At 66.3% G+C, this 26,642-nt stretch carries 22 protein-coding genes and 2 rRNA genes; 22 read left to right on the top strand and 2 right to left on the bottom strand.

The window, feature by feature from the left end; all coding sequences use genetic code 11:
* Nucleotides 1-361 precede the first annotated feature (361 nt).
* Nucleotides 362-3,432 (top strand): 23S ribosomal RNA (locus M3M28_RS08130).
* A gap of 91 nt (nucleotides 3,433-3,523) precedes the next feature.
* A 5S ribosomal RNA gene (rrf, locus tag M3M28_RS08125) occupies nucleotides 3,524-3,640 on the top strand.
* 78 nt (nucleotides 3,641-3,718) lie between these two features.
* On the opposite strand, the gene M3M28_RS08120 is transcribed toward rrf, so the two are convergent.
* Nucleotides 3,719-5,053, bottom strand: a complete 1,335-nt coding sequence (locus tag M3M28_RS08120) for a hypothetical protein (RefSeq protein WP_249385985.1) — start codon at nucleotides 5,051-5,053, stop codon at nucleotides 3,719-3,721.
* Here M3M28_RS08120 and M3M28_RS08115 point away from each other — a divergent pair.
* The 20 genes from M3M28_RS08115 to M3M28_RS08020 all read left to right on the top strand — a co-directional run bounded on the left by M3M28_RS08115 (nucleotide 5,003) and on the right by M3M28_RS08020 (nucleotide 25,804).
* A complete protein-coding gene (locus M3M28_RS08115; RefSeq protein WP_249385984.1) occupies nucleotides 5,003-6,268 on the top strand; it encodes a hypothetical protein in 1,266 nt (421 codons plus the stop codon). The two genes, M3M28_RS08120 and M3M28_RS08115, sit on opposite strands and share 51 nt — an antisense overlap.
* Nucleotides 6,269-6,278: 10 nt before the next feature.
* A complete protein-coding gene (locus M3M28_RS08110; protein WP_249385983.1) occupies nucleotides 6,279-7,310 on the top strand; it encodes an HAD-IIA family hydrolase in 1,032 nt (343 codons plus the stop codon).
* Complete coding sequence (locus tag M3M28_RS08105) at nucleotides 7,304-7,465, top strand: hypothetical protein (protein ID WP_249385982.1); 162 nt, start codon at nucleotides 7,304-7,306, stop codon at nucleotides 7,463-7,465. Before M3M28_RS08110 ends, M3M28_RS08105 begins: the two co-directional genes overlap by 7 nt.
* A complete protein-coding gene (locus M3M28_RS08100) occupies nucleotides 7,458-8,258 on the top strand; it encodes a TlyA family RNA methyltransferase (RefSeq protein ID WP_249385981.1) in 801 nt (266 codons plus the stop codon). Before M3M28_RS08105 ends, M3M28_RS08100 begins: the two co-directional genes overlap by 8 nt.
* Nucleotides 8,255-9,160: an NAD kinase gene (locus M3M28_RS08095; RefSeq protein ID WP_249385980.1), complete on the top strand. Its 906-nt coding sequence runs from the start codon at nucleotides 8,255-8,257 to the stop codon at nucleotides 9,158-9,160. Before M3M28_RS08100 ends, M3M28_RS08095 begins: the two co-directional genes overlap by 4 nt.
* Nucleotides 9,160-10,875 carry a DNA repair protein RecN gene (recN, locus tag M3M28_RS08090; protein WP_249385979.1) on the top strand — a complete coding sequence of 572 codons (1,716 nt, stop codon included), beginning with the start codon at nucleotides 9,160-9,162 and terminating at the stop codon, nucleotides 10,873-10,875. Before M3M28_RS08095 ends, recN begins: the two co-directional genes overlap by 1 nt.
* 6 nt (nucleotides 10,876-10,881) lie before the next feature.
* Entirely contained in the window at nucleotides 10,882-12,579 is a 1,698-nt protein-coding gene (locus M3M28_RS08085) for a CTP synthase (protein ID WP_249385978.1), read from the top strand.
* Complete coding sequence (locus M3M28_RS08080; protein WP_249385977.1) at nucleotides 12,576-13,235, top strand: NUDIX domain-containing protein; 660 nt, start codon at nucleotides 12,576-12,578, stop codon at nucleotides 13,233-13,235. The genes M3M28_RS08085 and M3M28_RS08080 overlap by 4 nt, the downstream gene beginning before the upstream one ends.
* Entirely contained in the window at nucleotides 13,232-14,131 is a 900-nt protein-coding gene (gene xerD, locus M3M28_RS08075) for a site-specific tyrosine recombinase XerD (RefSeq protein WP_249385976.1), read from the top strand. Before M3M28_RS08080 ends, xerD begins: the two co-directional genes overlap by 4 nt.
* Before the next feature lie 289 nt (nucleotides 14,132-14,420).
* On the top strand, nucleotides 14,421-15,473 hold the full coding sequence (locus M3M28_RS08070; protein WP_249385975.1) for a zinc-dependent alcohol dehydrogenase family protein: 1,053 nt from the start codon (nucleotides 14,421-14,423) through the stop codon (nucleotides 15,471-15,473).
* A gap of 214 nt (nucleotides 15,474-15,687) precedes the next feature.
* A complete protein-coding gene (locus M3M28_RS08065) occupies nucleotides 15,688-16,668 on the top strand; it encodes an AAA family ATPase (RefSeq protein ID WP_249388023.1) in 981 nt (326 codons plus the stop codon).
* Nucleotides 16,655-17,464 (top strand): segregation and condensation protein A, encoded by an 810-nt coding sequence (locus M3M28_RS08060; RefSeq protein ID WP_249385974.1) that lies wholly within the window; start codon nucleotides 16,655-16,657, stop codon nucleotides 17,462-17,464. The genes M3M28_RS08065 and M3M28_RS08060 overlap by 14 nt, the downstream gene beginning before the upstream one ends.
* Nucleotides 17,454-18,020 carry an SMC-Scp complex subunit ScpB gene (gene scpB / locus M3M28_RS08055; protein ID WP_249385973.1) on the top strand — a complete coding sequence of 189 codons (567 nt, stop codon included), beginning with the start codon at nucleotides 17,454-17,456 and terminating at the stop codon, nucleotides 18,018-18,020. The genes M3M28_RS08060 and scpB overlap by 11 nt, the downstream gene beginning before the upstream one ends.
* Nucleotides 18,013-18,957 carry a pseudouridine synthase gene (locus M3M28_RS08050; RefSeq protein ID WP_249385972.1) on the top strand — a complete coding sequence of 315 codons (945 nt, stop codon included), beginning with the start codon at nucleotides 18,013-18,015 and terminating at the stop codon, nucleotides 18,955-18,957. Before scpB ends, M3M28_RS08050 begins: the two co-directional genes overlap by 8 nt.
* On the top strand, nucleotides 18,954-20,060 hold the full coding sequence (locus tag M3M28_RS08045) for a prephenate dehydrogenase (RefSeq protein WP_249385971.1): 1,107 nt from the start codon (nucleotides 18,954-18,956) through the stop codon (nucleotides 20,058-20,060). The genes M3M28_RS08050 and M3M28_RS08045 overlap by 4 nt, the downstream gene beginning before the upstream one ends.
* Nucleotides 20,057-20,731, top strand: a complete 675-nt coding sequence (gene cmk / locus M3M28_RS08040; RefSeq protein ID WP_249385970.1) for a (d)CMP kinase — start codon at nucleotides 20,057-20,059, stop codon at nucleotides 20,729-20,731. The genes M3M28_RS08045 and cmk overlap by 4 nt, the downstream gene beginning before the upstream one ends.
* A 92-nt stretch (nucleotides 20,732-20,823) precedes the next feature.
* Complete coding sequence (gene der, locus M3M28_RS08035) at nucleotides 20,824-22,269, top strand: ribosome biogenesis GTPase Der (protein ID WP_431193869.1); 1,446 nt, start codon at nucleotides 20,824-20,826, stop codon at nucleotides 22,267-22,269.
* Nucleotides 22,270-22,343: 74 nt separating this feature from the next.
* The gene (locus M3M28_RS08030; RefSeq protein ID WP_249385969.1) at nucleotides 22,344-23,801 is read left to right on the top strand and encodes a glyceraldehyde-3-phosphate dehydrogenase; all 1,458 of its coding nucleotides are present in this window, start codon (nucleotides 22,344-22,346) and stop codon (nucleotides 23,799-23,801) included.
* Nucleotides 23,802-23,856: 55 nt separating this feature from the next.
* Nucleotides 23,857-24,876: a GNAT family N-acetyltransferase gene (locus tag M3M28_RS08025; RefSeq protein ID WP_249385968.1), complete on the top strand. Its 1,020-nt coding sequence runs from the start codon at nucleotides 23,857-23,859 to the stop codon at nucleotides 24,874-24,876.
* 25 nt (nucleotides 24,877-24,901) lie between these two features.
* The gene (locus tag M3M28_RS08020; protein ID WP_249385967.1) at nucleotides 24,902-25,804 is read left to right on the top strand and encodes a GNAT family N-acetyltransferase; all 903 of its coding nucleotides are present in this window, start codon (nucleotides 24,902-24,904) and stop codon (nucleotides 25,802-25,804) included.
* Here the strand turns inward: M3M28_RS08020 and M3M28_RS08015 are convergent.
* Complete coding sequence (locus M3M28_RS08015; protein ID WP_249385966.1) at nucleotides 25,731-26,624, bottom strand: 3-methyladenine DNA glycosylase; 894 nt, start codon at nucleotides 26,622-26,624, stop codon at nucleotides 25,731-25,733. The two genes, M3M28_RS08020 and M3M28_RS08015, sit on opposite strands and share 74 nt — an antisense overlap.
* Between the last annotated feature and the right edge of the window lie 18 nt (nucleotides 26,625-26,642).

Raw genomic sequence — 26,642 nt, 5'->3', positions numbered from 1 at the left:
CAAGTGTGTGGGTGAGATCGCACTCTAGTACCTAGCTTTTCGGAGTTGGTGGAACGGGGGTGGTGGAGCCGGCGCATGGTGTGCACGCTGTTGGGTCCTTGGGGACCGGTCAACTGCCAGGCCTTCGGGTTGGGTGGCGGTTTCCTGCAGGCCACTGCAGGCTGCTGGACGGATTGTCTGGTGGTGTGGGGTGGTGCTGATTGTATGTTGAGAACTACATAGTGGACGCGAGCATCTTATTAGCTGTCGCGTAGATCGCAGTCACGTGAGTGGGTGTGGTGTTGCGTGATGGTGTAATAGTTTCTAGATTTTTAGAGTTCAAATTTTTTGATTCTTATTCTTATGTATCGTACTTGGTGATTTTGAAGTTGCTAAGAGCGAACGGTGGATGCCTTGGCATCTGGAGCCGATGAAGGACGTAGTAATCTGCGATAAGCCTCGGGGAGCCGATAAACGGGCGTTGATCCGAGGATTTCCGAATGGGGAAACCTGGCCACATTTATTGTGGTTACTCGCACCTGAATATATAGGGTGTTGAGGGGGAACGCGGGGAAGTGAAACATCTCAGTACCCGCAGGAAGAGAAAACAATTGTGATTCCGTTAGTAGTGGCGAGCGAACGCGGATGAGGCTAAACCGGTTGTGTGTGATACCTGGTAGGGGTTGCATGATCGGGGTTGTGGGACTTGTTGTGTCGTGCTACCACGCGGCGAGTATGGCAATGCAGTGTAGGAGAACAGGTTTGAATGCCTGACCGTAGGGGGTGGGAGTCCCGTATCCGAAACAGTGTGTTGGTGCTGATGAGTATCCCAAGTAGCACGGAGCCCGTGAAACTTTGTGTGAATCTGTCGGGACCACCCGATAAGCCTAAATACTTCCAGATGACCGATAGCGGACGAGTACCGTGAGGGAAAGGTGAAAAGCACCCCGGGAGGGGAGTGAAATAGTTCCTGAAACCGTTTGCTTACAATCCGTCGGAGCCTTTCGGGGTGACGGCGTGCCTTTTGAAGAATGAGCCTGCGAGTTAGTGATGTGTGGCGAGGTTAACCCGTGTGGGGTAGCCGTAGCGAAAGCGAGTCTGAAGAGGGCGTTGAGTCGCATGTTCTAGACCCGAAGCGAAGTGATCTAGCCATGGCCAGGTTGAAGCGTCGGTAAGACGTCGTGGAGGACCGAACCCACCTAGGTTGAAAACTGGGGGGATGAGCTGTGGTTAGGGGTGAAAGGCCAATCAAACTTCGTGATAGCTGGTTCTCTCCGAAATGCATTTAGGTGCAGCGTTGCGTGTTTCTTGCTGGAGGTAGAGCTACTGGATGGCTAATGGGCCTTACCGGGTTACTGACGTCAGCCAAACTCCGAATGCCGGTAAGTGAGAGCGCAGCAGTGAGACAGTGGGGGATAAGCTTCATTGTCGAGAGGGAAACAACCCAGACCACCAATTAAGGTCCCTAAGCGTGTGCTAAGTGGAAAAGGATGTGGAGTTGCAGTGACAACCAGGAGGTTGGCTTAGAAGCAGCCACCCTTGAAAGAGTGCGTAATAGCTCACTGGTCAAGTGATTCCGCGCCGACAATGTAACGGGGCTCAAGCACACCACCGAAATTGTGGCAGTCCATTTGTTGGGCTGGGTAGGAGAGCGTCGTGTACTGGGTGAAGCGGCACGGGAACGTGGTCGTGGACGGTACACGAGTGAGAATGCAGGCATGAGTAGCGAAAGACGGGTGAGAAACCCGTCCTCCGAATAACCAAGGGTTCCAGGGTCAAGCTAATCTTCCCTGGGTAAGTCGGGACCTAAGGCGAGGCCGACAGGCGTAGTCGATGGACAACGGGTTGATATTCCCGTACCGGCGAAAGACCGTCCAATCCAATCCAGTGATGCTAAGAGCCTGAAGTTCCCTGCTGCGCCTTTGGTGTGGTGTGGGGATGGAGCGTTCGAACCTATGCTGGGGCGGGTAGCGTATTAACAGGTGTGACGCAGAAAGGTAGCCAATCCGGGTGAATGGTTGTATCCGGGCAAGGTTGTAGGGTTCGTGGTTGGTAAATCCGCCACGTGGATGCCTGAGAACTGACGCGGAAGCCGTAAAGGCGTAGTTGGTGATCCTCTGCTGCCAAGAAAAGCATCGACGCGAGGTCTGAGTTGCCCGTACCCCAAACCGACACAGGTGGTTAGGTAGAGAATACTAAGGAGTTCGAGAGAATCGTGGTGAAGGAACTCGGCAAAATGCCCCCGTAACTTCGGGAGAAGGGGGGCCATCCACTTATTAGGATTTACTCCGAAAGGGTGTGGTGGCCGCAGAGACTAGTGGGACGCGACTGTTTATCAAAAACACAGGTCCGTGCGAAGTTGCAAGACGATGTATACGGACTGACGCCTGCCCGGTGCTGGAAGGTTAAGAGGAAGTGTTAGCTTTGGCGAAGCACAGAATTTAAGCCCCAGTAAACGGCGGTGGTAACTATAACCATCCTAAGGTAGCGAAATTCCTTGTCGGGTAAGTTCCGACCTGCACGAATGGCGTAACGACTTCCCAGCTGTCTCCACCGCGAACTCGGCGAAATTGCAGTACGAGTAAAGATGCTCGTTACGCGCAGCAGGACGAAAAGACCCCGTGACCTTTACTATAGCTTGGTATTGGTGATTGGTGTGGCTTGTGTAGGATAGGTGGGAGACTGTGAAGCTGGCACGCTAGTGTTGGTGGAGTCGTTGTTGAAATACCACTCTGGTCACTCTGATTATCTAACTTCGGACCGTGATCCGGTTCAGGGACAGTGCCTGGTGGGTAGTTTAACTGGGGCGGTTGCCTCCCAAAGAGTAACGGAGGCGCCCAAAGGTTCCCTCAGTCTGGTTGGTAATCAGATTTCGAGTGTAAGTGCACAAGGGAGCTTGACTGTGACACTGACAGGTGGAGCAGGGACGAAAGTCGGGACTAGTGATCCGGCAGTGGCTTGTGGAAGCGCTGTCGCTCAACGGATAAAAGGTACCTCGGGGATAACAGGCTGATCTTGCCCAAGAGTCCATATCGACGGCATGGTTTGGCACCTCGATGTCGGCTCGTCGCATCCTGGGGCTGGAGTAGGTCCCAAGGGTTGGGCTGTTCGCCCATTAAAGCGGTACGCGAGCTGGGTTCAGAACGTCGTGAGACAGTTCGGTCTCTATCCGCTGCGCGCGTTGGAAGTTTGAGGAGATCTTTCTTTAGTACGAGAGGACCGAGAAGGACGAACCTCTGGTGTGTCAGTTGTTCTGCCAAGGGCATGGCTGATTGGCTACGTTCGGGACGGATAACCGCTGAAAGCATCTAAGCGGGAAGCCGGCTCCAAGATGAGACTTCCTACCCTTTGTTGGGGTGAGGTGTCCAGTAGATGACTGGGTTGATAGGCCGGATGTGGAAGCGCTGTAAGGTGTGGAGCTGACCGGTACTAATACGCCGAAGACTTCAATATTTTTTCTCACCAATGTATGTGCTTGTTGCTGTTGTGAGTTGTTCGCGTCCCTGTGTGGTTCTTGACATACGATGAGTGTGTTAGAAAGTGTTTCGGTGGTTTTAGCGAGATGGAAACGCCCGGTTACATTCCGAACCCGGAAGCTAAGCGTCTTTGCGCCGATGGTACTGCAAGGGGGACCTTGTGGGAGAGTAGGACACCGCCGAACTTAACGTAATGAAGAGGGGCCATTCCTTTTAGGAATGGCCCCTCTTTTCTTTTTCCCGCAACTTTGGGTTGTGGGTGTTCAGCGTGCGCTGACTGGCGCGCGCGTTAGACTTGCGCAGACAAATTCCACAGTGCACCGACGAGAGGATTGAGCATGGCAGATCAGCGAGGGCGCGACCGAGACCGGCATTCCTCCGGCGGAGCACGAGGCGGATACCGCCGCAACGACGACAACCGTGGCGGCGGTGGCTACCAGCGCCGCGACCGTAACGACGGTGAGCGCGGTGGCTACCAGAAGCGCGACGGTGACAACCGTGGTGGCTACCAGCGTCGCGATCGTAACGATGGTGAGCGCGGCGGCTACCAGCGTCGCGATCGTAACGACGGTGACTATCGCGGTTACCAGAAGCGCGACGGTGACAACCGTGGTGGTTACCAGCGTCGCGACCGTAACGATGGTGAGCGAGGTGGCTACCAACGACGTGATGGCGAGCGCGGGGGCTACCAGCGTCGCGATCGTAACGATGGTGACCGTGGCGGTTACCAGAAGCGGGACGGCGACAACCGCGGCGGCTACCAGCGTCGCGACCGCAATGACGGTGACCGCGGCTACCAGAAGCGCGACGGTGACAACCGTGGCGGTTACCAGCGTCGCGACCGTAACGATGGTGAGCGAGGTGGCTACCAACGACGTGATGGCGAGCGCGGGGGCTACCAGCGTCGCGATCGTAACGATGGTGAGCGCGGCGGCTACCAGAAGCGCGACGGCGACAACCGTGGTGGTTACCAGCGTCGTGACCGTAGCGATGGTGAGCGAGGTGGCTACCAGCGCCGTGACGGCGACAACCGTGGTGGTTACCAGCGTCGTGACCGTAATGACGGTGCGCGTGGCGGTTACCAGCATCGCGATCGTAACGATGGTGAGCGCGGCGGCTACCAGAAGCGTGACGGCGACAACCGTGGTGGTTACCAGCGACGTGACCGCAACGATGGTGAGCGCGGCGGCTACCAGAAGCGCGACGGCGACAACCGCGGCAGCTACCAGCGTCGTGACCGTAATGACGGTGACCGTGGTGGTTACCAGCGTCGTGACCGTAATGATGGTGACCGTGGTGGTTACCAGCGTCGCGACCGTAATGACGGTGCGCGTGGCGGTTACCAGCGTCGTGACCGTGACGACCGCCGTGGCGGCGAACGTCGCGATGGCGACCGGCCCCAGCGCCGCGGCGAGTGGCAGAAGCCCGAGGGCAGCGCACGCCTGCAGCCGTCGCGCCCCGAAGAACTCCGCGCCGTTCGTGCCGAGCACACCGACCCCGAGATTCCCGAGTCGGTTTCGCCGCGCGACCTCGACGATGTCGCGCGCATGGAGCTGAAGACCCTCGCGAAGGACACGGCCGACTTCGTCGCCGCGCACCTCGTGATGGCGTCGGCACTCATCGACACCGACCCGGAGTTGGCACACCAGCACGCGCTCAGCGCATCCCGCCGCGGCGGACGCATCGCGATGGTGCGCGAGACGCTCGCGATCACGGCCTACACCACCGGTGACTATGCGCTCGCGCTCCGCGAGCTGCGCACGTACCGCCGCATCTCTGGTCGCGACGACCAGATTGCGCTCATGGTGGACTCCGAGCGTGGCCTCGGCCGGCCCGACCGCGCCCTCGAGCTCGGTCGCTCGGTCGACGAGAGCAAGCTTGACACCAACGGCAAGGTGCAGCTCGCGATCGCAATGTCGGGCGCGCGCCTCGACCAGGGCAACGCGGAGCTCGCGCTTGCCGAACTCGAGATTCCGCAGCTCGACCGCACCAAGGCGTTCTCCTACAGCCCCGCGCTGTTCGGCGCCTACGCGGCGGTGCTCGCCGACCTCGGTCGCGACAAGGAGGCCGCCGTTTGGGAGAGTGCCGCCGAGCTCGCACAGAACGCCCTCGACGAGTCACAGGAGGGCTTCGAGACCGTCGAATTCGTGACCGAGCCGAACCCCGACTACATCCCGCCGGAGGAGCCGGAAGAGCTCGACGACGCCGAGGATGACGATGAGGCCGACGAGGGTGAGGCTGCGGTAGTCGAGGCTGAGGCCGAGGCTGCAGACGACACCGAAGCGGCGGATGAGCCGGCTACAGTTGAGATCGTGTCCCCAGCGGTTGAGGACGTCGAGTCCAAAGCTGTTGACGCATCCGACGACGTTGCAGTGGACGAGGCGCCGGAAGGCGACGCGGACGAAGCGACCGGCGCGGCCGTGCTCGACGACGATGAGTTCACCCGCGCATCCGTTTCGGAGCAGGTCGAGGCGGAGTTCGCCGAGATCCTCGCCGAAATCGATGAGGCGACTGAGGCAGAGGCCGAAGAGGCCGTCGTGGACGTCGCTGACGCCGTTGAGGTTGTGGACGCCGAGCAGACTGAGGCTGCGGACGAAGCTGACGACGCCGAGGACGCGGCCACTGTTGAAGCGCCGTCGGACGACGTGACTTCGAAACCGGCTGAAGCTGAAGTTGAGGCTGAGGCTGAGGTCGAGGAGACCGCCCAAGCCGTCGAAGAGACGCCGGCCACTGAGGCCGAGTCGGCTGAAGACAAGCCCGAAGCAACCGACGACGACGAGGACGACGAGCAGCTGTCGCTGTTCGACCTCTAGGAGCATCTCGATGGCACTGTTCGGTACCCGCACGACGTCGGCACCGCTCGACGGCGTTGACGTGATCCTCTCCGACCTCGACGGTGTGATCTATCGCGGCCCGCACGCGATCGACCACGCGGTCGACGCACTCAACGAGTACGCGACCCGGGGCATCCGCCTCGGCTACATCACGAACAACGCGAGCCGCACCGACATCGCGGTGGCCGAGCAGCTCGCCGGCTTCGGCCTCAACACACGCCCGAACGACGTCGTGACGAGCCCGCAGGCGGCCGTGCACCTGCTCAAGAACCACGCTGAACCGGGCGCGCTCGTGCTCGTGATCGGCGGCGAAGGCATCGTGCACGAGCTCGAGAAAGCCGGATTCCGGGCGACCCGCTCGGCCGACGACCAGCCGGATGCGGTGCTGCAGGGCTTCTCGCCGGAGGTCGGCTGGCAGCACCTCGCGGAGGCATCGTTCGCGCTGACGCGCGATATTCCGTGGATCGCGACGAACCAGGACTGGACGATACCGGTGGCTCGCGGCATCGCGCCGGGCAACGGCACGCTCGTGAGCGCCGTGCACACGGCCGTGCAGAAGCTGCCGATCGTCGCGGGCAAGCCCGAGACGCCGCTGTTCGAGGCGGCCGTCGAACGCTTCGCCGCGAAGGCGCCGATCATGATCGGCGACCGCCTCGACACCGACATCAAGGGCGCCTTCCGCTCGAACATGAAGTCGGTGCTCGTGCTCACCGGCATCGACGGGCCGAAGCAGCTCATCGCGGCCGGGCCCGACGAGCGCCCCGACTACATCGTCGGCGATCTGCGCGACCTTGACGCGCCGTATCCCGAGATCGTGGTCAACGCCCGGCCCGAGTACGTCGAGGCGAAGGTGGGCAGCGAGCGTGTCGTGCTCGACGGCATCGACCTGCAGGTGAAGTCGCGCGGCAAGCACAAGCTCGACCTGCTGCGCGCCGCGACGGCCGCGATCTGGAACTCCGACAAGCTCATCTACGCGCTGCGCGTGCCCGAATACCTCACGCAGGACTGGTCGAAGTGGTAGACCTCGAAGGCGTTCCGCTCGGCGAGCACGCGGCTGCCCTGCAGCAGCAGCTCGACGCGCTCAAGCGCGCCCTTGACGACCCGAACGCGCGGCTTGACCTCGACGGGCTCGACGATCTCGACGCGCAGGATGCGGCCGGCGAGGGCGATGACTGATCGCCTCGATCGGGCGCTCGCCGCGCGCGGGCTCGCGAAGAGCCGCACCGAGGCCGGCCGGCTGGTCGACGAGGGCGTCGTCTACGTCGACGGCATCGCCGCCACGAAGGCCTCGCAGCAGGTCGGTGACGGGGCGATCCTCGAGGTGCAGCGCGAGCACCGCTGGGTGTCGCGCGCCGCGCACAAGCTCCTCACCGCCCTCGAGGCCTTCGGCATCGACTGCACTGGGCGCGACGCGTTCGACGTCGGCGCATCCACGGGCGGCTTCACCCAGGTGCTGCTGCACCACGGCGCGCGTGAGGTGATCGCGCTCGACGTCGGGCACGACCAGCTCGACCCGCTCATCCGCGCCGACACTCGCGTGCGGGTCGTCGAGGGCGAGAATGCGCGTTACCTCACGGCCGAGCGGCTTGGGCAGCTCGCGCCCGGCGTGCATCCCGACCTCATCGTCGGCGACCTCTCGTTCATCTCGCTGCGGCACATCCTGCCCGCCCTGCGCGCGAGCGTGCCTGCGGCCCGCGACTACGTGCTGCTGTTCAAACCGCAGTTCGAGGTCGGCCGCGGGCACGTGCGCGGCGGCCTCGTCACCGACCCCGCGGTGGCGGCCGAGGCGGCGCTCGATGTGGTGCGCGACGCGGCCGAGCTCGGGCTCGGCGTCGCGGGCATCGCCCCCTCGCCGATCACCGGCATGCACGGCAACCACGAATACCTGCTCTGGCTGCGTGCCGACTTCGTTCCTGAACACGACCCCACCGAACGCATTCGTAGGATGGTTGGAGAGGGAGGCTTATGAGCAGCGAAGTTCGCAGAATCCTGGTGGTGGGCCACGTCGCCCGCGACGAGGCGATCGACGCGACCCTAGACACGCTGCGCTTCTTGGCGGCGCACGACATCGTGCCGGTGCTCGAGGAAGCGTTCGCTAGGGAACTCACCGAACACCAGCGTGAGGACCTGCCCGCGGAGGTCGAACGCCTCGGCATTGACTGCGAGGTCGCGGACTGCGAGCTCGTCGTCGTGCTCGGCGGCGATGGCACGATCCTGCTCGGCGTCGACCTCGCGCGCGAGGCAAACGTGCCCGTGCTCGGCGTGAACCTCGGCCACGTCGGCTTCCTGGCCGAGTCGGAGCGCGAGTCGCTGCCGCTCGTGCTGCAGCGCGCGATCGACCGCGGCTACGAGGTCGAGGAACGCATGGCGCTGCGCGTCGACGTGCGCCAGCCCGACGGCACGGTCGAAACCGGCTGGGCTCTCAACGAAGCCTCGATTGAAAAGGGAAATCGGCAGCGGATGCTCTCGGTCGGCATCGACGTCGACGGCGAGCCGCTCTCGAGCTTCGGCTGCGACGGCGTGCTGTTCTCGACCCCGACTGGGTCGACCGCGTACTCGTTCTCGGCGGGCGGGCCGATCGTGTGGCCTGCCGTCGAAGCGCTGCTGCTCGTGCCCGTTTCGGCGCACGCGCTGTTCACGAAACCCATCGTCGTCGCGCCCGACTCGGAGCTCGCCGTCGAGATTCACCCCGAGGGGCCGGATGCGATCATCTGGCTCGACGGCCGCCGCCGGCTCGACCTGCCCGCGGGCTCGCGCGTGACCGGCACGCGTTCGGAGCAACCGGTGCGCCTCGCGCGCCTGCACCCGGGGCCGTTCACGACGCGCCTCGTGAAGAAGTTCCAGCTGCCGACGGTGGGCTGGCGCGGCTAATGCTCGACGACATCGAGATCCGTTCGCTCGGCGTCATCGATCAGGCTCGGCTGCCACTGGGCCCGGGCTTCACCGCAATTACCGGTGAGACCGGCGCGGGCAAGACGATGGTGGTGACGGCGCTCGGCCTACTGCTTGGCGGCCGCGCCACGAGCGACGCGGTGCGCGCCAACGCCGAGAAGGCCGTCGTCGAGGGACACGCCGTCATCGACCCGAGCGGCCCCATCGCCGAGCTCGTCGCCGAAGCCGGCGGCGAGGCAGAACCCTTCACCGACGGTGACGCGACCCGCGCCGAGGTCGTGCTCGCGCGGCAGGTCGCGAAATCGGGCCGCTCGCGCGCCTGGCTCGGCGGCCGCGCCGTGCCGGCGAGCGTGCTTGCGAGCGCGGGGGAGCACCTCGTCGCCGTGCACGGGCAGTCCGAACAACTGCGGCTCACCCGTGAGGATGCGCAGCGCACCGCGCTCGACCGCTTCGGCGGCGCCGAGGTGGCGGATGCGCTCGACCGCGTCGCCCGCCTCCACGACGAGCTGCGCGAGCGGCAGCAGGAACTCGACGCCCTGCGCGCCTCGGCGGGTGAGCGCGAGGCCGAGCGCGAGGGCCTGCGCACGCTTTCGGATGCGGTCGACGCGATCGCGCCGCAGCCCGGCGAAGACAAGGAACTGCTCGGCCGCATCGAGCGGCTCAGCAACCGCGAGCAGCTGCGCAGCGACGTTGGTGGCGCGCACGAGCTGCTCTCGGGCGAGCATCCGGCCGGATCGCTGCGTGACCGCGCCCGCGAGGTGCGCACCGCGATCGACCGGGCGCTGCGGAGCGACTCGAGCCTCGAATCCGTCGCCGAGGCCGCAAACGACCTCGAGTACACGATCGACGATCTCGCAGCGCAGCTCGGCGGCTACCTCGCCGACCTCGACACCGACGGCGTGGGCGAGCTCGACTCGCTCAACGAGCGGCTCACGCTGCTCGAAGACCTCAAACGTCGCTACGACGGCGAGCTCGACGAGATCTCGGAACGTGCCGCCGACGCGGGGCGGCGCCTGCTCGAACTCACGAGCGACGACACGCGCATCCCGCAGCTCGCGGCAACGGTCGAGGCGCTCGCCACCGACCTCGACGAGGCCGCGACGCGGCTCAGCAACCTTCGCACCGCCGCGGCCGAGGAACTCGCCGAGCGCGCAACCGGCGAGCTCGCGGCCCTCGCCATGCCGAACGCGCGCCTGCACGTCGACGTGACGCCGGGGGAGCGCATCCGCCGCACCGGCCGCGACCAGGTGCAGTTTCTGCTCACGCCGCATCCGGGCGCGAAGCCGTCGCCACTCGCGGTCGGCGCATCCGGCGGTGAACTCAGCCGCGTCATGCTCGCGCTCGAGGTCGTGCTCGCGGCGGCGAGCCCCGTGCCGACCCTCGTGTTCGACGAGGTCGACGCCGGCGTCGGCGGCGCCGCGGCGCTCGAGATCGGTGCGCGGCTGCAGCGCCTCGCGGCAACGAGCCAGGTGATCGTGGTGACGCACCTCGCGCAGGTCGCCGCGTTCGCCGATCATCACGTGCGCATCGAGAAGGCGACGGAGGGGCAGGTCACGACCTCGTCCATCCGCGAGCTCGACGCGCCCGGGCGGGTCGAAGAGATGACTCGCCTGCTGTCAGGCCTGACCGAGTCGGAAACCGGCCGGGCACACGCTGAAGAACTGCTGCGCCGCGGAGCGCGTGAGGTAGGCTGAGAATCCGTGAACGACGCAACTGTGCACCCCGCCAAGTCCGAGACTCCGGTCAAGCAAATCTTCGTCACCGGAGGGGTTGTCTCCTCGCTCGGTAAGGGCCTCACGGCGGCGAGCCTGGGCAATCTGCTGACGGCCCGCGGCCTGCACGTCGTCATGCAGAAGCTCGACCCGTACCTCAACGTTGACCCGGGCACGATGAACCCGTTCCAGCACGGCGAGGTGTTCGTCACGAACGACGGCGCCGAGACCGACCTCGACATCGGGCACTACGAGCGCTTCCTCGACGTCAACCTCAGCGCGGCCGCGAACGTGACGACCGGCCAGGTGTACCAGACGGTCATCGCGAAGGAACGGCGCGGCGAGTTCCTCGGCGACACCGTGCAGGTCATTCCGCACATCACCGACGAGATCAAGCGCCGCATGCGCCTCCAGGCAGAAGAAGAGCCGCGGCCCGACGTGATCATCACCGAGGTCGGCGGCACGATCGGCGACATCGAGTCGCTGCCGTTCATCGAGTCGGCCCGCCAGATTCGCCACGAGCTCGGCCGCGACAACGTGTTCTTCGTGCACGTCTCGCTCGTGCCGTTCATGGGCGCGTCGGGCGAGCAGAAGACGAAGCCGACCCAGCACTCGGTCGCGTCGCTGCGCTCGTACGGTATTCAGCCGGATGCGCTCGTGCTGCGCAGCGACCGCCCCGTCACCGACTCGAACCGCTCGAAGATCGCGCTCATGTGCGACGTCAACGAGCGCGCGGTCGTGAACACGCCCGACCTGCCGTCGATCTACGAGATTCCCTCGACGCTGCACGAGCAGGGCCTCGACGACTACATCATCGAGCAGCTCAAGCTGCCGATCTCGGACACCTTCGACTTCGAGGGCTGGGAGCGACTGCTCGACGTCGTGCACAACCCGAAGCGCACCGTGACGATCGGTCTTGTTGGCAAGTACATCGACCTGCCCGACGCCTACCTGTCGGTGTCGGAGGCGCTCAAGGCCGGCGGCTTTGCGAACGATGCGCGGGTCGAATTGCGCTGGGTGCCCTCCGACGACTGTGAGACACCCGAGGGTGCGGCGGCCGCACTCTCCGACCTCGATGGCATCTGCGTGCCCGGCGGCTTCGGCGTGCGCGGCATCGAGGGCAAGCTTGGCGCCCTGCGCTTCGCGCGCGAGAACCGCATCCCGGCCCTCGGCCTCTGCCTCGGCCTGCAGTGCATGGTGATCGAGTACGCGCGCAATGTCGCCGGCATCGAGGGTGCCTCGTCGAGCGAGTTCGACCCCGAGACCCCGGCACCCGTCATCGCGACGATGGCCGAGCAGGTCGACATCATCGACGGCGGCGACCTCGGCGGCACCATGCGCCTCGGCGCGTACCCGGCCGTGCTGCAGGAGGGCTCGATCATCGCGGGCGTCTACGGCTCAACCGAGGTTGAAGAGCGTCACCGCCACCGCTACGAGGTGAACAACCAGTACCGCGAGCAGATCGCCGACGCGGGGCTCGTCTTCTCGGGCACCTCACCCGACGGCCACCTCGTCGAGTTCGTCGAACTGCCCGCCGACGTGCACCCGTACTACGTGGCGACCCAGGCGCACCCCGAACTCAAGTCGCGACCGAACCACGCGCATCCGCTGTTCGCCGGCCTCGTCAAGGCCGCCATCGAGCGTGAGGCCGCGAGCCGGCTCGTGGAAGTGGACGACGCCGAGTGACCCTGCGCGACGAGCCCGAGGTGCACGAACTGCGATCGCAGCGACTCGTGCACCGCGGCTGGGTGTGGAACTTGGTCGACGACGAGGTGCAGTACCGCGACGCCGTGATGCACCGCGAGTACATCGACCACACCTCGGCCGTCGCGGTGCTCGCGATCAACGACGACGACGAGGTGCTGCTCATTTCGCAGTACCGTCACCCCGTGCGCGCCCGCAACTGGGAGATCCCGGCCGGACTGCTCGACGGCGGCCCCGACGAGTCACCGCTCGTCGCCGCACAGCGCGAGCTCGCCGAGGAGGCGCAGCTCGAGGCGTCGCAGTGGTGGCTGCTGCACGACTTCTGGAACAGCCCGGGCGGCTCGAACGAGTCGATTCGCATCTTCCTCGCCCGCGGCCTCACCACCTCGCCGCTCGAGTTCGAGCGCACGCTCGAGGAGGCCGACATCGAGACGCGCTGGGTCGCGCTCGACGACGCCATCGACGCGGTGCTCGCGGGCGAGCTGCACAACCCCGCGCTGCTGCAGGCGCTGCTCGTCGCGAATGAGTCGCGCCGCCGCGGCTGGTCGACGCTGCGCGACGCCGCAACGCCCTGGCCGACCCGCTCGCCCGGGCCGGGGGTGACGCCGCGCGCCCTCGAGGGCGGACGGCGCGCGTGAACCGCTTCGCCGAACGGTACCTTCGGCACCTCACCATCGAGCGGGGGCTCTCGGCCAATTCGCTCGGCGCCTACCGCCGTGACCTCGACCGATACGTCGAGTTTCTCGCCGAGCAGGGCATCGACGACCCGGCGCAGGTGACGGCGAACGAGCCCCGCGAGTTCATGGCCTGGCTGCGCGACCCCGACGGCCTCAACCTGGCCGCCTCCTCGGCGGCCCGCATCGCCTCGAGCGTGCGTGGCTTCCACCGTTTCCTCGACGACGAGGGCGTCGTGCCGGAGGACGTCGCGAGCGAGCTCCAAACACCAAAGCTGCCGAAGCGACTCCCGAAGGCGCTCACGGTCGACGAGGTGCAGCGCCTCCTTGATGCCGCGGGCGGCGACACTCCCGAGCAGCTGCGCGACCGGGCGCTGCTTGAGGTGCTCTATGCCTCGGGCGCCCGCATTTCGGAGGCGGTCGGCCTCGCCGTCGACGACGTCATCGACCGCGACATGGTGCGGGTGCGGGGCAAGGGCGACAAGCATCGCGTCGTGCCGCTCGGCTCGTTCGCCCAGGATGCGCTCAACGCCTACCTCGTGCGGGCCCGGCCGGGGTTCGCGGCGAAGGGCAAGGGCTCGCCTGCACTGTTCCTCGGCGTGCGCGGCGGCCCGCTCTCACGCAATAGCGCGTGGAACATCTTGCAGCGCGTCGCCGAGCGCGCCGAACTCACGACGCATGTGTCGCCGCACACGCTGCGCCACTCGTTCGCGACGCACCTCATGCAGGGCGGGGCGGATGTGCGGGTCGTGCAGGAGCTGCTCGGCCACTCCTCGGTGTCGACGACGCAGATTTATACGAAGGTAACGGCCGACGCGCTGCGCGAGATGTACGCGCTCGCGCATCCTCGGGCGCGGTAGCGCGCGGTCGGTGCGCAATTCTCTACGCATCGGGAGTTCGAGGGAGGACGCCCTCATCGACCTCTGACGTCGGGAGAAACGACGGAGCCGACCCGGATCGTGGGCGGCTTCGGTCGGCTGGGGCGGGCGATTGTCCCTGTGGTGGAGGACGGCTCAGGCTCGCGTAGTCATCGGTGAATAGCATGGAAAGCGGAAAGACAGTCACCGAGAAGCCGATTCGCCGACTTAAGCGAATCTTCTATCCCCGCATTTTGCTCCGTCCCGGAAAGAAGCCGAAAGGGAACCCAAAATGAAGGCACTTGTGTACCAGGGCCCCGGTCAAAAAGTTTGGACCGACGTCCCCGACCCGCAAATCCAGCACCCCACCGACGTCATCGTCAAGATGGTAGCCACCACCATCTGCGGCACCGACCTCCACATTCTGAAGGGCGACGTGCCCGCGGTTGAACCGGGGCGCATCCTCGGCCATGAAGGCGTCGGCGTCGTAACCGAAGTCGGCAGCGGTGTTGCCGAGCTCAAGGTCGGCGACCGCGTCATTCTCTCCTGTGTGAGCGCCTGCGGTCACTGCAGCTACTGCAAACAGGGCCTCTACAGCCACTGCCTCGCCGACGAGGGGGCATCGGGCGTCGGCTGGATTTTCGGCCACCTCATCGACGGCACCCAGGCCGAGTACGTGCGAGTTCCCTTCGCCGACACGTCCACCTACAAGGTGCCCGAAGGGATGAGCGACAAGGAAGCGATCGTGCTCTCCGACATCCTCCCCACCGGGTTCGAGATCGGTGTGCGCAATGGACGCACGAAGCCCGGCGATGTCGTCGCGGTCGTCGGTGCCGGCCCCGTCGGGCTTGCTGCAGTTATGACGGCGCGGCTCTACGGCCCGTCGAAGATCATCGCGATCGACCTCGATGACAACCGTCTCGCGCGTGCGGCCATCTTTGGTGCATCCGACACCGTCAACTCGGGCGAGCCCGGTTGGGAAGACAAAGTGATCGCGCTTACCGATGGCCTCGGCGTCGATGTTTCGATCGAGGCCGTGGGTATCCCCGACACATTCGATGCTGCTCTCAACATCCTCCGCCCGGGCGGCACACTCGCGAATGCGGGCGTGCACGGGGCGCCGGTCGAACTGCCGCTGAACAAGATCTGGATCGACGACCTTGCCATCACCACCGGCCTCGTGAGCACGACCACGCTGCCGATGCTGCTCAAGCTGGTTGCGCAAAAACAGCTGCCCGCAGACAAATTCGTCACCCACGAGTTCGCCTTCGATGACTTCTTGACGGCGTACGAGGTGTTCGGCAATGCCGCGAAGGAAGACGCGCTCAAGGTGCTGATCCACTAATACATCGCAGCAGACTCGTCGCGAGCGCGGCCGCAATCGCGGCCGCGCTCGCTGCCTGTTCGGTGCGACGACACGCCGAACCTCAAGTTCAACCTGTACTTGAAGTGCAGTGGTTGCGAAGCGGCGAGGCAGCAAGGGCGTGCCCGGGGCGGTGCTTACTATTTGGAAACGCGTGATCAACATGTCGAAAAAGGAGGCGGCGACAGTGTCTGCAATGAACGAAGCCGACCTGCCCGAGCTGCCGGGCCTCGAGGTTCCGGCTGATCTGCTCAAGTCGAAGCCCAAGACCAAGCCGCGGCCGGTCACCGGCCCCGCGCCCGAACCCGCCGAAGGCAGTGCTCCCGGCCAGCCCCGCTCGGCCGAGGCCGTGTCGACCCGGCAGTACAACAAGTTTCCCGAGCCCGAGCCGCTGCCCGAGCACGGCCCCGCGCGCGTCATCGCGATGTGCAACCAGAAGGGTGGCGTCGGCAAGACGACGACCTCGATCAACCTCGCCGCATCGCTCGCGTCGTACGGTCGGCGCGTGCTCTGCATCGACTTCGACCCGCAGGGCGCACTCTCGGCCGGCCTCGGCATTTCGACGCACAACTCGCTGACGATCTACGACCTGCTCATCGGCCGCGAGTCCGACCCGCACGCCGCGATCGCGAAGACCCACTTCGAGGGCCTCGATGTGATCCCCGCGAACATCGACCTCTCGGCCGCCGAGGTGCACCTCGTCACCGAGGTGGCCCGCGAGCAGATCCTCGCGTCGATCATCCGCAAGGTCGCCGACGACTACGACCTCGTGCTCATCGACTGCCAGCCGTCGCTCGGCCTGCTCACCGTGAACGCGCTTACCGCGAGCCACGGCGTGATGATTCCCCTCGAATGCGAGTACTTCGCGCTGCGTGGCGTCGCCCTGCTCATCGAGACCATCGAGAAGGTGCGCTCGCGCCTCAACCCGGCGCTCGAGCTCGACGGCATCCTGCCGACCATGTTCGACGGCCGAACCCTGCACTCGCGCGAGGTGCTCGACCGTGTCTTTGAGGTGTTCGGCGACAAGGTATTCGACACCGTCATCGGCCGCACCGTGAAGTTCCCCGACGCGTCGATTGCCGGCGTACCGATCGTCGAGTTCGCGCCAGAACACGCGGCGGCGAAGGCCTACCGGCAGCTGGCCCGCGAGCTGGTGGCCCGCGGTGCAGCCGCCTAGCGAGGCACCCAAGGAGGGCGACTTTCGAGTCGCCCTCGACGTGTTTCAGGGGCCGTTCGACCTGCTGTTGCAGCTCATCGGCCGCCACGAGCTCGACATCACCGAGATCTCGCTGTCGCGGGTGACTGACGAGTTCATCGCCTATGTCGCTCAGCTCGAGCGGGCCGAGGAACTCGACCGCGCGAGCGAGTTCATCGTCGTCGCCGCGACGCTGCTCGACATGAAGCTCGTGAGCCTGTTGCCGCAGGGCGACTACGTCGACGCCGAAGACGTCGCGGTGCTCGAGGCCCGCGACCTGCTGTTCGCGCGGCTGCTGCAGTACCGTGCGTTCAAGGAGGCGGCCGAGTGGTTCCGCGGCCACTTCGAGACTGAGGCACGTCGCACCGCCCGCACGGTGCCGCTCGAGCAGAAGTTCATCGACCGCGTGCCCGATCTCGTGTGGACCCACTCGCTCGACGACTTCGCCGCGATCGCCGCGCTCGTCTTCGCGCCCCGCGAGATCCCCACGGTCGGCCTCGACCACCTGCACGCGCCGCTCGTGTCGATACGCGAACAGGCGAGCCTGCTCGTTGGGCGGCTCCGCGACGGCGGGCCGGCAACGTTCCGCGAGCTGGTGGCGGATGCGGATGTCGCGGGCGTCGTCGTCGCGCGCTTTCTCGCGGTGCTCGAGTTGTTCCGCCGGGCCGCCGTCGAACTGCACCAGGAGGTGCCGCTCGGGGAGCTCACGGTGAGCTGGAGCGGCGAAGATTGGAACGACGAAGACTTGAGCACGCTGGGGGCCGACTATGACCAATGACCAACCCATCGAGGTCGATCTCACGCGCGCCATCGAGGCGATGCTGTTCGTCAGCGACGAGCCGATTCCCGTCGTCGCGCTCGCGGCCGCCGTGTCGCAGCCGGTCAAGGCGGTGCAGCAGGCCCTGCACGAACTCGTCGCAGACTATGATGGAGAGTCTGGCGGCGCGCGCCGAGGCTTCGAGCTGCGCGAGGTCGGCGGGGGCTGGCGCATGTACGTGCGCTCGGACTTCGACGAGATCGTGGGCGACTTTGTGTCGGTGCGGCAGCCGTCGCGGCTGTCACAGGCGGCACTCGAGACCCTCACGGTGATCGCGTACCGCCAACCCGTGACGCGTTCGCAGGTCGCCCAGGTGCGAGCCGTGAACGTCGACTCCGTGGTGCGAACCCTCGTCAGCCGCGGCCTCATCACCGAATCGGGCGTCGAGCCGGTGACCGGGGCGACGCTCTACAGCACGACCGAGCTGCTGCTGCAGCACCTCGGCATTAACTCCCTCGAGGAGCTCCCCGAGATTTCCCCGTTGCTCGACGACGGGCAGGATGGATTCCATGAATAACTACGACCGTGATCGCGAGCGCCGAGGCGAGCGTGAGCGCAGCCGCCAGGAGCGCGAGCAGGAACGCGACGCCGTGCGTCGCGCGAAGCACGAGCGACCCCGCGGCGGTTATTCGCTCGCCGACTTCGACGACATCCCGTTCCAGCCGCAGCACCGGCCCGCGGCGGCCGCCGCGCCGCGCGAAGAGCTCTCGACCGAGGGCGTGCGCCTGCAGAAGGCGCTCGCGAATGCGGGCGTCGCCTCGCGCCGCGCATCCGAAAACCTCATCACGGCGGGCAAGGTGCGCGTCAACGGCCAGCGCGTGACCGAGCTCGGCACACGCATCGACCCCGAACACGACAAGGTCGTGGTGAACGGCACCCCGGTGCAGTTCGACCAGACCAAGCGCTACGTCATGCTCAACAAGCCCGTCGGCGTCGTCTCGACGATGCACGATGAGCAGGGGCGCCCCGACCTGCGCCAGTTCGCGAAGCAGTTCGACGAGCGGGTCTACAACGTCGGCCGGCTCGACGGCGAGACGAGCGGCCTGCTCATCCTCACCAACGATGGCGAACTCGCGCACGTGCTCGCGCATCCCTCGTTCGGCGTGACGAAGACCTATGTCGCGAAGGTGCGCGGCAAGTTCACCCCGGGCAAGCTCAAGCAGCTGCTCGATGGAATCGAGCTCGAGGACGGCTTCATCAAGGCCGACGCGGGCCACATCGTCGACCGCTCGGGCGGCGGCCGCACGACCCTCGTCGAGATCACCCTGCACTCGGGCCGCAACCGCATCGTGCGCCGCATGTTCGACGCCGTCGGCCACCCCGTGCAGGAGCTCGTGCGTCGCAGTTTCGGCCCGCTCCAGCTCGGCACGCTCAAGGCCGGCGAGCTGCGCGAACTCTCGCGCGACGAGCTCGGCAAGTTGCTGCGCCTCGCGAAGCGGGCGGCCCGCCAATGACCCCAACTCGTACGAACTCACCGGTGCTCGTCGTCGGCACCGGCCTGCTCGGCTCGTCGGTCGGCCTCGGCCTGAGCGCCAAGGGCGTGGATGTGCTGCTGTCGGACGCCTCGCCCGTCGCGCTCGGCCTCGCCGCCGACTACGGCGCGGGTCGCGTCGCGCCCGCGAAGAACGCCGCGGAGGCGTCGCCGGCCGACACCCCGCAGATCGTCGTCGTGTGTGTGCCGCCGGATGTTGCTGGGCACGTCGTGATGCAGCAGCTCGAGGCCTGGCCGAACGCGATCGTCACCGATGTGACGAGCGTGAAGACCGCGCCGCTCGAGCACGTGCGCGAGCGCGGCGGCGACCTGAGCCGCTACCTCGGCTCGCACCCCATGGCTGGCCGCGAAACGGGTGGACCACTCGCTGGGCGCATGAACCTCTTCGTCGGTCGCCCATGGGTGATCGCGCCGCACGAGCAAACCACCGTGTTTGCGCTGCAGGAGATCGAGGGCCTCGCGCTCGACCTCGGCGGCACCGTGGTGTCGCTCAGCGCCGAAGAGCACGACAATGCGGTTGCACTGATCTCGCACGTGCCGCAGCTCGTCTCGAGCATCATGGCCGGGCAGATTCTGCGCGACGAGACCGACGCGGCCGCGCTCGCGGGCGGTGGCCTGCGCGATGTGACGCGCATCGCGGCGAGCGACCCCACGCTCTGGAACCAGATTCTCGCGGCGAATGGGCCGCGCGTTGCCAAGATCCTGCGCCAGGTCGCGGCCGACGCGGGTGAACTTGCCGAGGCGCTCAACGACGTTTCGGTGCCTGGCGCGCGCAAGGCCGTGGCCGAGCACATGCGGGCTGGTAACGAGGGCGTCGCCAAGATCCCCGGCAAGCACGGTAGCCGCCGCACCTTCGCTCGGCTCACGGTGCTCGTGGACGACCGCCCGGGCCAGCTCGCGCAGCTGTTCCACGATATTGGCGAGGCAGAGATCAACGTCGAGGAGCTAGTCCTCGAGCATTCGCCGGGGGCGAACCTTGGCCTGGTGCAGATCGAGGTGCTGCCCGAGGTGCACACTCGACTCACGGAAGAACTTGAAGCGCGCGGATGGAGGCTAGCGGAGTGACGGCAACGGTAGTAGCAATCGACGGGCCCGCGGGCTCCGGCAAGTCGACGGTATCGCGCGAGGTCGCACGCCGCCTCGGCTGGCAGCTGCTCGACACCGGTTCGGTGTACCGGGCCATCACGTGGTTCGGGCTGCAGCGCGGCGCCGACCTCGACGACGCCCGGGCCATCATCGCGCTCATGCCCGCGTTTCTCGATGCCTGGCGCCTCTCGCTCGACCCCGACGAGTCGTGGGTGCGCGTGGGCGATGACGACATCACGGGCGACATCCGCACCACCGAGATCTCGGCGAATGTGTCGAAGGTCGCGCGCATCATCCCCGTGCGGGAGGCCGTCAACGAGCGGTTCCGCGAGTTGCTCTTCGGGTCGGCTGCGGCGGGCATCGTCGCGGAGGGCCGCGACATTACGACCGTGGTCGCCCCCGATGCGAATGTGCGCATTCTGCTCACCGCCGACGAGACCGAGCGCATCCGGCGTCGCCAGGCCGAGCTCGCGGGCGACGACGCGGCGGCCGTCGCCGCAACCGTGGCCGCGCGCGACGCACGCGACTCGCAGGTCGTGAACTTTACTTCGGCAGCCGACGGCGTCACCGTCATCGACTCCACTCATCTTGACCTTGACGCGGTGATCGACGCCGTGCTCGAGTTGATCCGCGAAAGGAGCGGCTCGTGAGCGACACCACCCCGTACGAACCCGAATTCATCGAGGGCGATGACCTCTTCGAGGAGGGCTACGAGGGCGACCTCGGCGAGCGCCTCGAAGAAATCGAGGACGACGTTGCCGAGCAGCGCGCCGAGGTGCTTCGCCGCGCGCTCGACGAATACGACCTCGACGATGATGACCTCGAGGTACTCGAGGGTGACTTCGCCGATGACGGCACCTTCCTCATGCCGGCGCTGCCCGTACTCGCGGTCGTCGGCCGCCCGAACGTCGGCAAGTCGGCGCTCGTCAACCGAATCCTCGGCCGCCGCGAAGCCGTGGTTGAGGACGTGCCGGGCGTCACCCGCGACCGCGTGAGCTACCGCGCCGAATGGGGCGGCCGCCACTTCACTCTCGTCGACACCGGCGGCTGGGAACCCGACGCGCGCGGCATCGACCGGTCGGTTGCCGAGCAGGCCGAGATCGCCATCGAACTCGCCGACGCGGTGCTGTTCGTCGTCGACTCGAACGTCGGCCCCACCTCGAGCGACGAGCACGTCGTGAAGATGCTCCGCAAGAGCGACCGCCCCGTGCTGCTGCTCGCCAACAAGGTCGATGACCTGGTGCAAGAGCCGAACGCGGCCACGCTCTGGGGCCTCGGCCTCGGCGAGCCCTGGCCGGTCTCGGCGCTGCACGGTCGCGGCGTCGCCGACATGCTCGACGAGGCCATGCGCATCCTGCCCGAGGTGTCGAAGGTCGCGAAGCAGGAGGTCGGTGGGCCCCGTCGCGTTGCGATCGTCGGCCGCCCGAACGTCGGCAAGTCGAGCCTGCTCAACAAGGCCGCGGGGGAGGAGCGCGTCGTCGTCAACGACCTCGCCGGCACCACCCGTGACCCCGTCGACTCGCTCGTCGAGATCGGCGGTCGGGTCTGGCGCTTCGTCGACACCGCGGGTATCCGCAAGCGCGTGCACCTACAACAGGGCGCCGACTTCTACGCCTCGCTGCGCACCGCGACGGCGATTGACAAGGCCGAAGTGGCAGTCGTCGTGTTCGACGTGACCGAGCCGCTCGGCGTGCAGGATGTGCGCATCGTCGACATGGTGCTGCAGTCGGGCCGCGCGCTCGTGCTCGCCTTCAACAAGTGGGACGAACTCGATGACGAGCGCCGCTGGCAGCTGGAACGCGAGATCGAGCAGGACCTCAAGCACGTCGCCTGGGCACCCCGCGTCAACATCTCGGCGAAGACCGGCCGGCACCTCGAAAAGCTCGTACCGGCCCTGACCGTCGCGCTCGAGTCGTGGGACACCCGCATCCCCACCGGCAAGCTCAACGCGTTCCTCACCGAGCTCACGCAGGAGCTGCCGCACCCGCTGCGCGGCGGCAAGCAGCCGCGCGTGCTGTTCGCGACGCAGGCGCAGACGCGCCCGCCCACGTTTGTGCTGTTCACGACGGGGTTCCTCGACCCCGGCTACCGGCGATACATTCAACGCCGGCTACGCGAGGTGTTCGGCTTCGTGGGCACGCCCATTCAAATCAATATGCGGGTGCGAGAACGTCGCAAGCGCAAGTAGGGCGTCAGGTACCCTAAAAGGGCCCATCTTGCGCGCTCCCGCGCCCAATAGGACCCAATGGAGGACGTCCCACTATGACCGAAGTGCACCTGGCTGAGCAGCGTCTCTGGTTTGACCGCCTCGACGCCGCGGAACAGCTGATTCCGCTCATCTCGAAGCTGTATCGAGAGCGGAATATCGTCACCTCGATCCACGGCCGCCGACTCATCAACCTCTCGGCGATCGACGTCATCAAGGCGCACCGCTTTGGCCGCCGCCACACCTCGGGTGGGGCCCTTGACCTCAGCACCACCCGCCAACTGCTCGAGGCTCTGAGCCGCATGAACCTGCACATCGCCTCGGTCGACCTCGGCGCGCTCGGCGTCGCGTTCCAGCAGGCTGGCTCGGGCGACGCGGATGCGTTCCTCGCCGAGCAGCTGCGCGACGTGAAGCCCGCGATCGAGGGCGACGGCGGCACCGACGTCGTGCTGTACGGCTTCGGCCGCATTGGCCGCATCCTCGCGCGCATCCTCATCGACCAGGCGACGACGGGCCCCGGCCTGCGCCTGCGCGCCATTGTGGTGCGCAAGAACGGTGACGATGACCTCGAGAAGCGCGCCTCGCTGCTGCGCCGTGACTCGGTGCACGGCCCGTTCAACGGCACGATCAAGGTCGACCGCGACAACAACACGATTGTGGCCAACGGCACGCAGATTCAGGTCATCTACTCGAACGACCCGAGCACCGTCGACTACACGCAGTTCGGCATCAACGATGCGATCGTCGTCGACAACACCGGCCGTTGGCGCGACGAGGAGGGGCTCGGCCAGCACCTCCAGGCGAAGGGTGTGGCTCGCGTGCTGCTCACGGCACCGGGCAAGGGCAACATTCGCAACGTCGTGTTCGGCATCAACGACAAGGACATTCGCGACGACGAGCAGATCCTCTCGGCCGCGTCCTGCACCACGAATGGCATCACCCCGGTGCTGCACGCGCTCGACAAGAAGTTCGGCGTGAACCACGGCCATGTCGAGACGGTGCACTCGTTCACGAACGACCAGAACCTCATCGACAACTTCCACAAGGGCTCGCGCCGCGGCCGCGCCGCGACGCTGAACATGGTGCTCACCGAGACCGGCGCCGCGAAGGCCGTTGCGAAGGCGCTGCCCGAGTTCGCCGGCAAGCTCACCGGTAACGCGATCCGCGTTCCCACACCCGACGTTTCGATGGCCGTGCTCAACCTCGAGCTCGAGACCGAGGTCACGAAGGAGCAGGTCAACGACTACCTGCGCCAGGTGTCGCTGCACTCCGACCTGCGTCAGCAGATCGACTACATCGAGTCGAAGGATGTCGTGTCGACCGACTTCGTCGGTCACGACCGTGCCGGCATCGTCGATGGTCTCGCGACCATCGCGAACGGGAAGAACCTCGTGCTCTACGTCTGGTACGACAACGAGTTCGGCTACTCGAAGCAGGTCGTGCGGGTGATCGAGGCGCTCGGTAACGTGCACCCGGCCGTTGTGCCCGTGCGCCGCGACGTGCTCGAGGTCTAGGCACCGCGAACTTGCTGCTGTCAATGGTGGCACCCGCCCGGGTACGCTTGGGCGAGTGTCACCGTTGACAGTTTCCAGAATTCAACTCGACGACGAGCGTGCGCTCACCGCCGTCGCCGAGTTCCGTGGCGCCTACGATCTCGCGCAGTTCGGCGGCAGCGTCGTGCAGACCGCGGCGCAACTGCGGGCGGAGATCGTCGACAGCGAGTTCAAACGCCAGGTGTTTTGGGCGGCGTGGGAGGGCGATCGCGTCGTCGGCGAGGCGAGCGTCGACTTCCCGCTGCAAGAGAACCTCGACCTGGTCTACGTCGAGTTGCAGGTCGCCCACGATGCCAGGGGCCGCGGCATCGGCACGCGCCTGCTCGACGAGGCGCTCTTGCCGGCGATTCGAGACGGGGGTCGCGCGCGTGTCGAGGCTTACGGCGAGTTCTGGCTCGACGAAGACGTCGACGACCCGGCGCATCCGGCGAATCGGATCATGCGGAGGCTCGGCGTCGAACGCAAGAACGTCGCGGTCTGCCGCACCGCGCCGCTACCGCTGGACGCCGGGCTCGAGGCCGAACTACAGGCCGAAGTCGACGCGCGCAGTGCCGGCTACACGACGCTGATCTGGGCCAACCGAGTGCCCGATGAGTATCTCGAGCAGTACGGCAAGCTGCTCACGCAACTCGAACTCGATGAACCCGACGAGGAAGTCGTGGGAGAGATTGCTGAGTACACGCCCGAGCGCATCCGCGAGGGCGAGGCACGCAGCACCGCCTCGGGGTACTTCAGCATCATCGCGGTGTCGCAAGCACCCGATGGCAGCCTCGCGGCGCACTCCGAGGTCGAGGTGCGCAGCGAGGCGGGCGCCGACCTCGCGTTTCAACGGAACACGCTCGTGTTCGAGGCACACCGGGGCCGCCGTCTTGGTCTTGCGCTCAAGCTCGCGACGCATCGCGCCATCGCGACGCAATTCCCCGCGGTGCGCCGCATCGCGACGTGGAACTCGCACGTGAACCCGTGGATGATCGAGGTCAATGAGCGGATGGGGTACCGACCGCGGTACCGCGAGGTCATCTACCAAACGGCGTGACGCGCCGACGTGTAGCGTCGAGCGGGTGACCACTCTCGACGCCGCCACCGACGCCATGAACGAGTGGCGTATCCACGCCTTCGCTGAGCTCGCGCCATTCACCCTCCCCGAGGGCGAGCGGATGCACTCCGCCGGCAGCCTCGTCGGCGTCGCGAGCGAGCTGCGGCCCGAGCCCGATGCATCCTGGTCGATCTTCAACCCGCCCGTGGCCAACGAACTCGTGGTGCGCGGCGCCGATACTTCGGGGGAGGATCCGGCCTCGCCCGCGATTGGCGACCTCGCCGATTTGATTGATGACTGGGCGGCAGGGGCGCCGGCGGGCGTGCCGCTGCAGCTCGAGTTGCCGGTGGCGCTGCGGGGTGCTCCGGCGGTGCTGGCGGCCCGCGGCTTCGCGCCCGTGAGCACGTTCGCGGTGCGCCGCGTCGAGGGCGAGCCCCGGCCCTCGGCCTGGACGTCGAAGCCGGGCCGGAAGCTGCGCGAGGTGACCGCCGACGATCGGGCCGGTGTCGCTGGCCTCCTCGAGGAACTCCACGCGGCCGACGCCGACGCCGCGACCGGCGCGTGGGCGCATCCGCAGCTGCGCGAACACCTGCTCGACTATGCGAGCAAGGTCGTCGACGTGCCGGTGCTCGCGGTCGTCGCCGAATACTTTGGCCTACTCGCGGGCGTCGCGAACTTCGCCGCCCCCGGCACCGTCGCGCCGCGCACCAGTCGCGAGCGAGAGCTCTACGTGCAGTTCACTGCCGTCACGCGACGCCTCCGTGCGGGTGGCGTCGGTGCGGCGCTCGTTGGCGAACTCGATGCCCGTGCCCGCGCGGCCGGTGCCGAGCTGCTCGCCGTCGATTTCGGCGCGCTCAACCCCGAATCGGCGCCGTTCTGGCTCCGGCAGGGCTTTCGCCCGCTGACGACGATGTGGCGGCGTCGATAACTTTGAGCAGCCGTGCCCGCAGCTCTTGCGAGCGGCTCGCGAACGCGCGTTGTTGGCGCACGTAGTCGGCCTTACCCGTGGGCGTTTCGATCGCGATCGGTTCGACGCCGTAGTCGCGCACGTCGTAGGGTGACGCCGCCATGTCGAGCCAGCGGATCTCGCGGGCGAGGGCAAACGCATCGAGGAGGAGTTCACCGGGCACGAGCGGGCCAAGCTTGATGCACCACTTGTAGACGTCCATGTTCGCGTGCAGGCAGCCCGGCTGGTCGAGCTCGCACTGGCGTTCCCGCGTCGGTTCGAGCAGGTTACGGGGCCGAGCCTCGGGCGTGAAAAAGCGGTAGGCGTCGTAGTGGCTGCAGGTGATGCGGTGCGACTCGACCACCGCATCCGTGCCACGCTGCCCGAGCCGCAACGGAATCGGATGCCGGTGCTCGTCGTCGCGGTAGACCATTGCCCACTCGTGCAAGCCGAAGCAGCCGAACTGGCCTTCGCGGCCGGCAATGGCTGCAGTGAGGGCGCGGATGCGCTCGACGAGGTCGCCCTTGGCCGCGAGGAAAGCTGCGGCATCGACCTCGACCCGGTCTGACGCATCCCGCCGGTACCAGCGGCGCTCGGCGAACGCCTCGGCGCCCTCGAGCGCGACACCGATGCCGGGGTGCCAGCGGCGGAGCACGGCCGGCTTGTACGAGTAGTACGTGAACAGGAAGTCGTCGATCGCGTGTTTGCGGCCGGCCTCGTGGGCGGCACGATAGTCAGCGGTGAGCGCGTCGGCGCGCTCGCGGTGTGCCGCCTCGCGCGCCTGCCAGGTGGTCTGCAACATGACCAGACAAGATTACCG

Source organism: Gulosibacter sediminis, assembly GCF_023370115.1.
Classification (GTDB): domain Bacteria; phylum Actinomycetota; class Actinomycetes; order Actinomycetales; family Microbacteriaceae; genus Gulosibacter; species Gulosibacter sediminis_A.
The sequence above is the reverse complement of the archived record's forward strand: the minus strand, read 5'-3'. Positions and strand labels throughout refer to the sequence as shown.

Excerpts from the sequence above, each read along its gene's own strand:
- M3M28_RS08115 (WP_249385984.1), top strand. The coding sequence starts at position 5,003 with ATGGAGCTGAAGACCCTCGCGAAGGACACGGCCGACTTCGTCGCCGCG.
- M3M28_RS08110 (WP_249385983.1), top strand. The coding sequence starts at position 6,279 with ATGGCACTGTTCGGTACCCGCACGACGTCGGCACCGCTCGACGGCGTT.
- M3M28_RS08100 (WP_249385981.1), top strand. The coding sequence starts at position 7,458 with ATGACTGATCGCCTCGATCGGGCGCTCGCCGCGCGCGGGCTCGCGAAG.
- M3M28_RS08095 (WP_249385980.1), top strand. The coding sequence starts at position 8,255 with ATGAGCAGCGAAGTTCGCAGAATCCTGGTGGTGGGCCACGTCGCCCGC.
- recN (WP_249385979.1), top strand. The coding sequence starts at position 9,160 with ATGCTCGACGACATCGAGATCCGTTCGCTCGGCGTCATCGATCAGGCT.
- M3M28_RS08070 (WP_249385975.1), top strand. The coding sequence starts at position 14,421 with ATGAAGGCACTTGTGTACCAGGGCCCCGGTCAAAAAGTTTGGACCGAC.
- M3M28_RS08065 (WP_249388023.1), top strand. The coding sequence starts at position 15,688 with ATGAACGAAGCCGACCTGCCCGAGCTGCCGGGCCTCGAGGTTCCGGCT.
- scpB (WP_249385973.1), top strand. The coding sequence starts at position 17,454 with ATGACCAATGACCAACCCATCGAGGTCGATCTCACGCGCGCCATCGAG.
- M3M28_RS08050 (WP_249385972.1), top strand. The coding sequence starts at position 18,013 with ATGAATAACTACGACCGTGATCGCGAGCGCCGAGGCGAGCGTGAGCGC.
- M3M28_RS08045 (WP_249385971.1), top strand. The coding sequence starts at position 18,954 with ATGACCCCAACTCGTACGAACTCACCGGTGCTCGTCGTCGGCACCGGC.
- M3M28_RS08030 (WP_249385969.1), top strand. The coding sequence starts at position 22,344 with ATGACCGAAGTGCACCTGGCTGAGCAGCGTCTCTGGTTTGACCGCCTC.
- M3M28_RS08015 (WP_249385966.1), bottom strand. The coding sequence starts at position 26,624 with ATGTTGCAGACCACCTGGCAGGCGCGCGAGGCGGCACACCGCGAGCGC.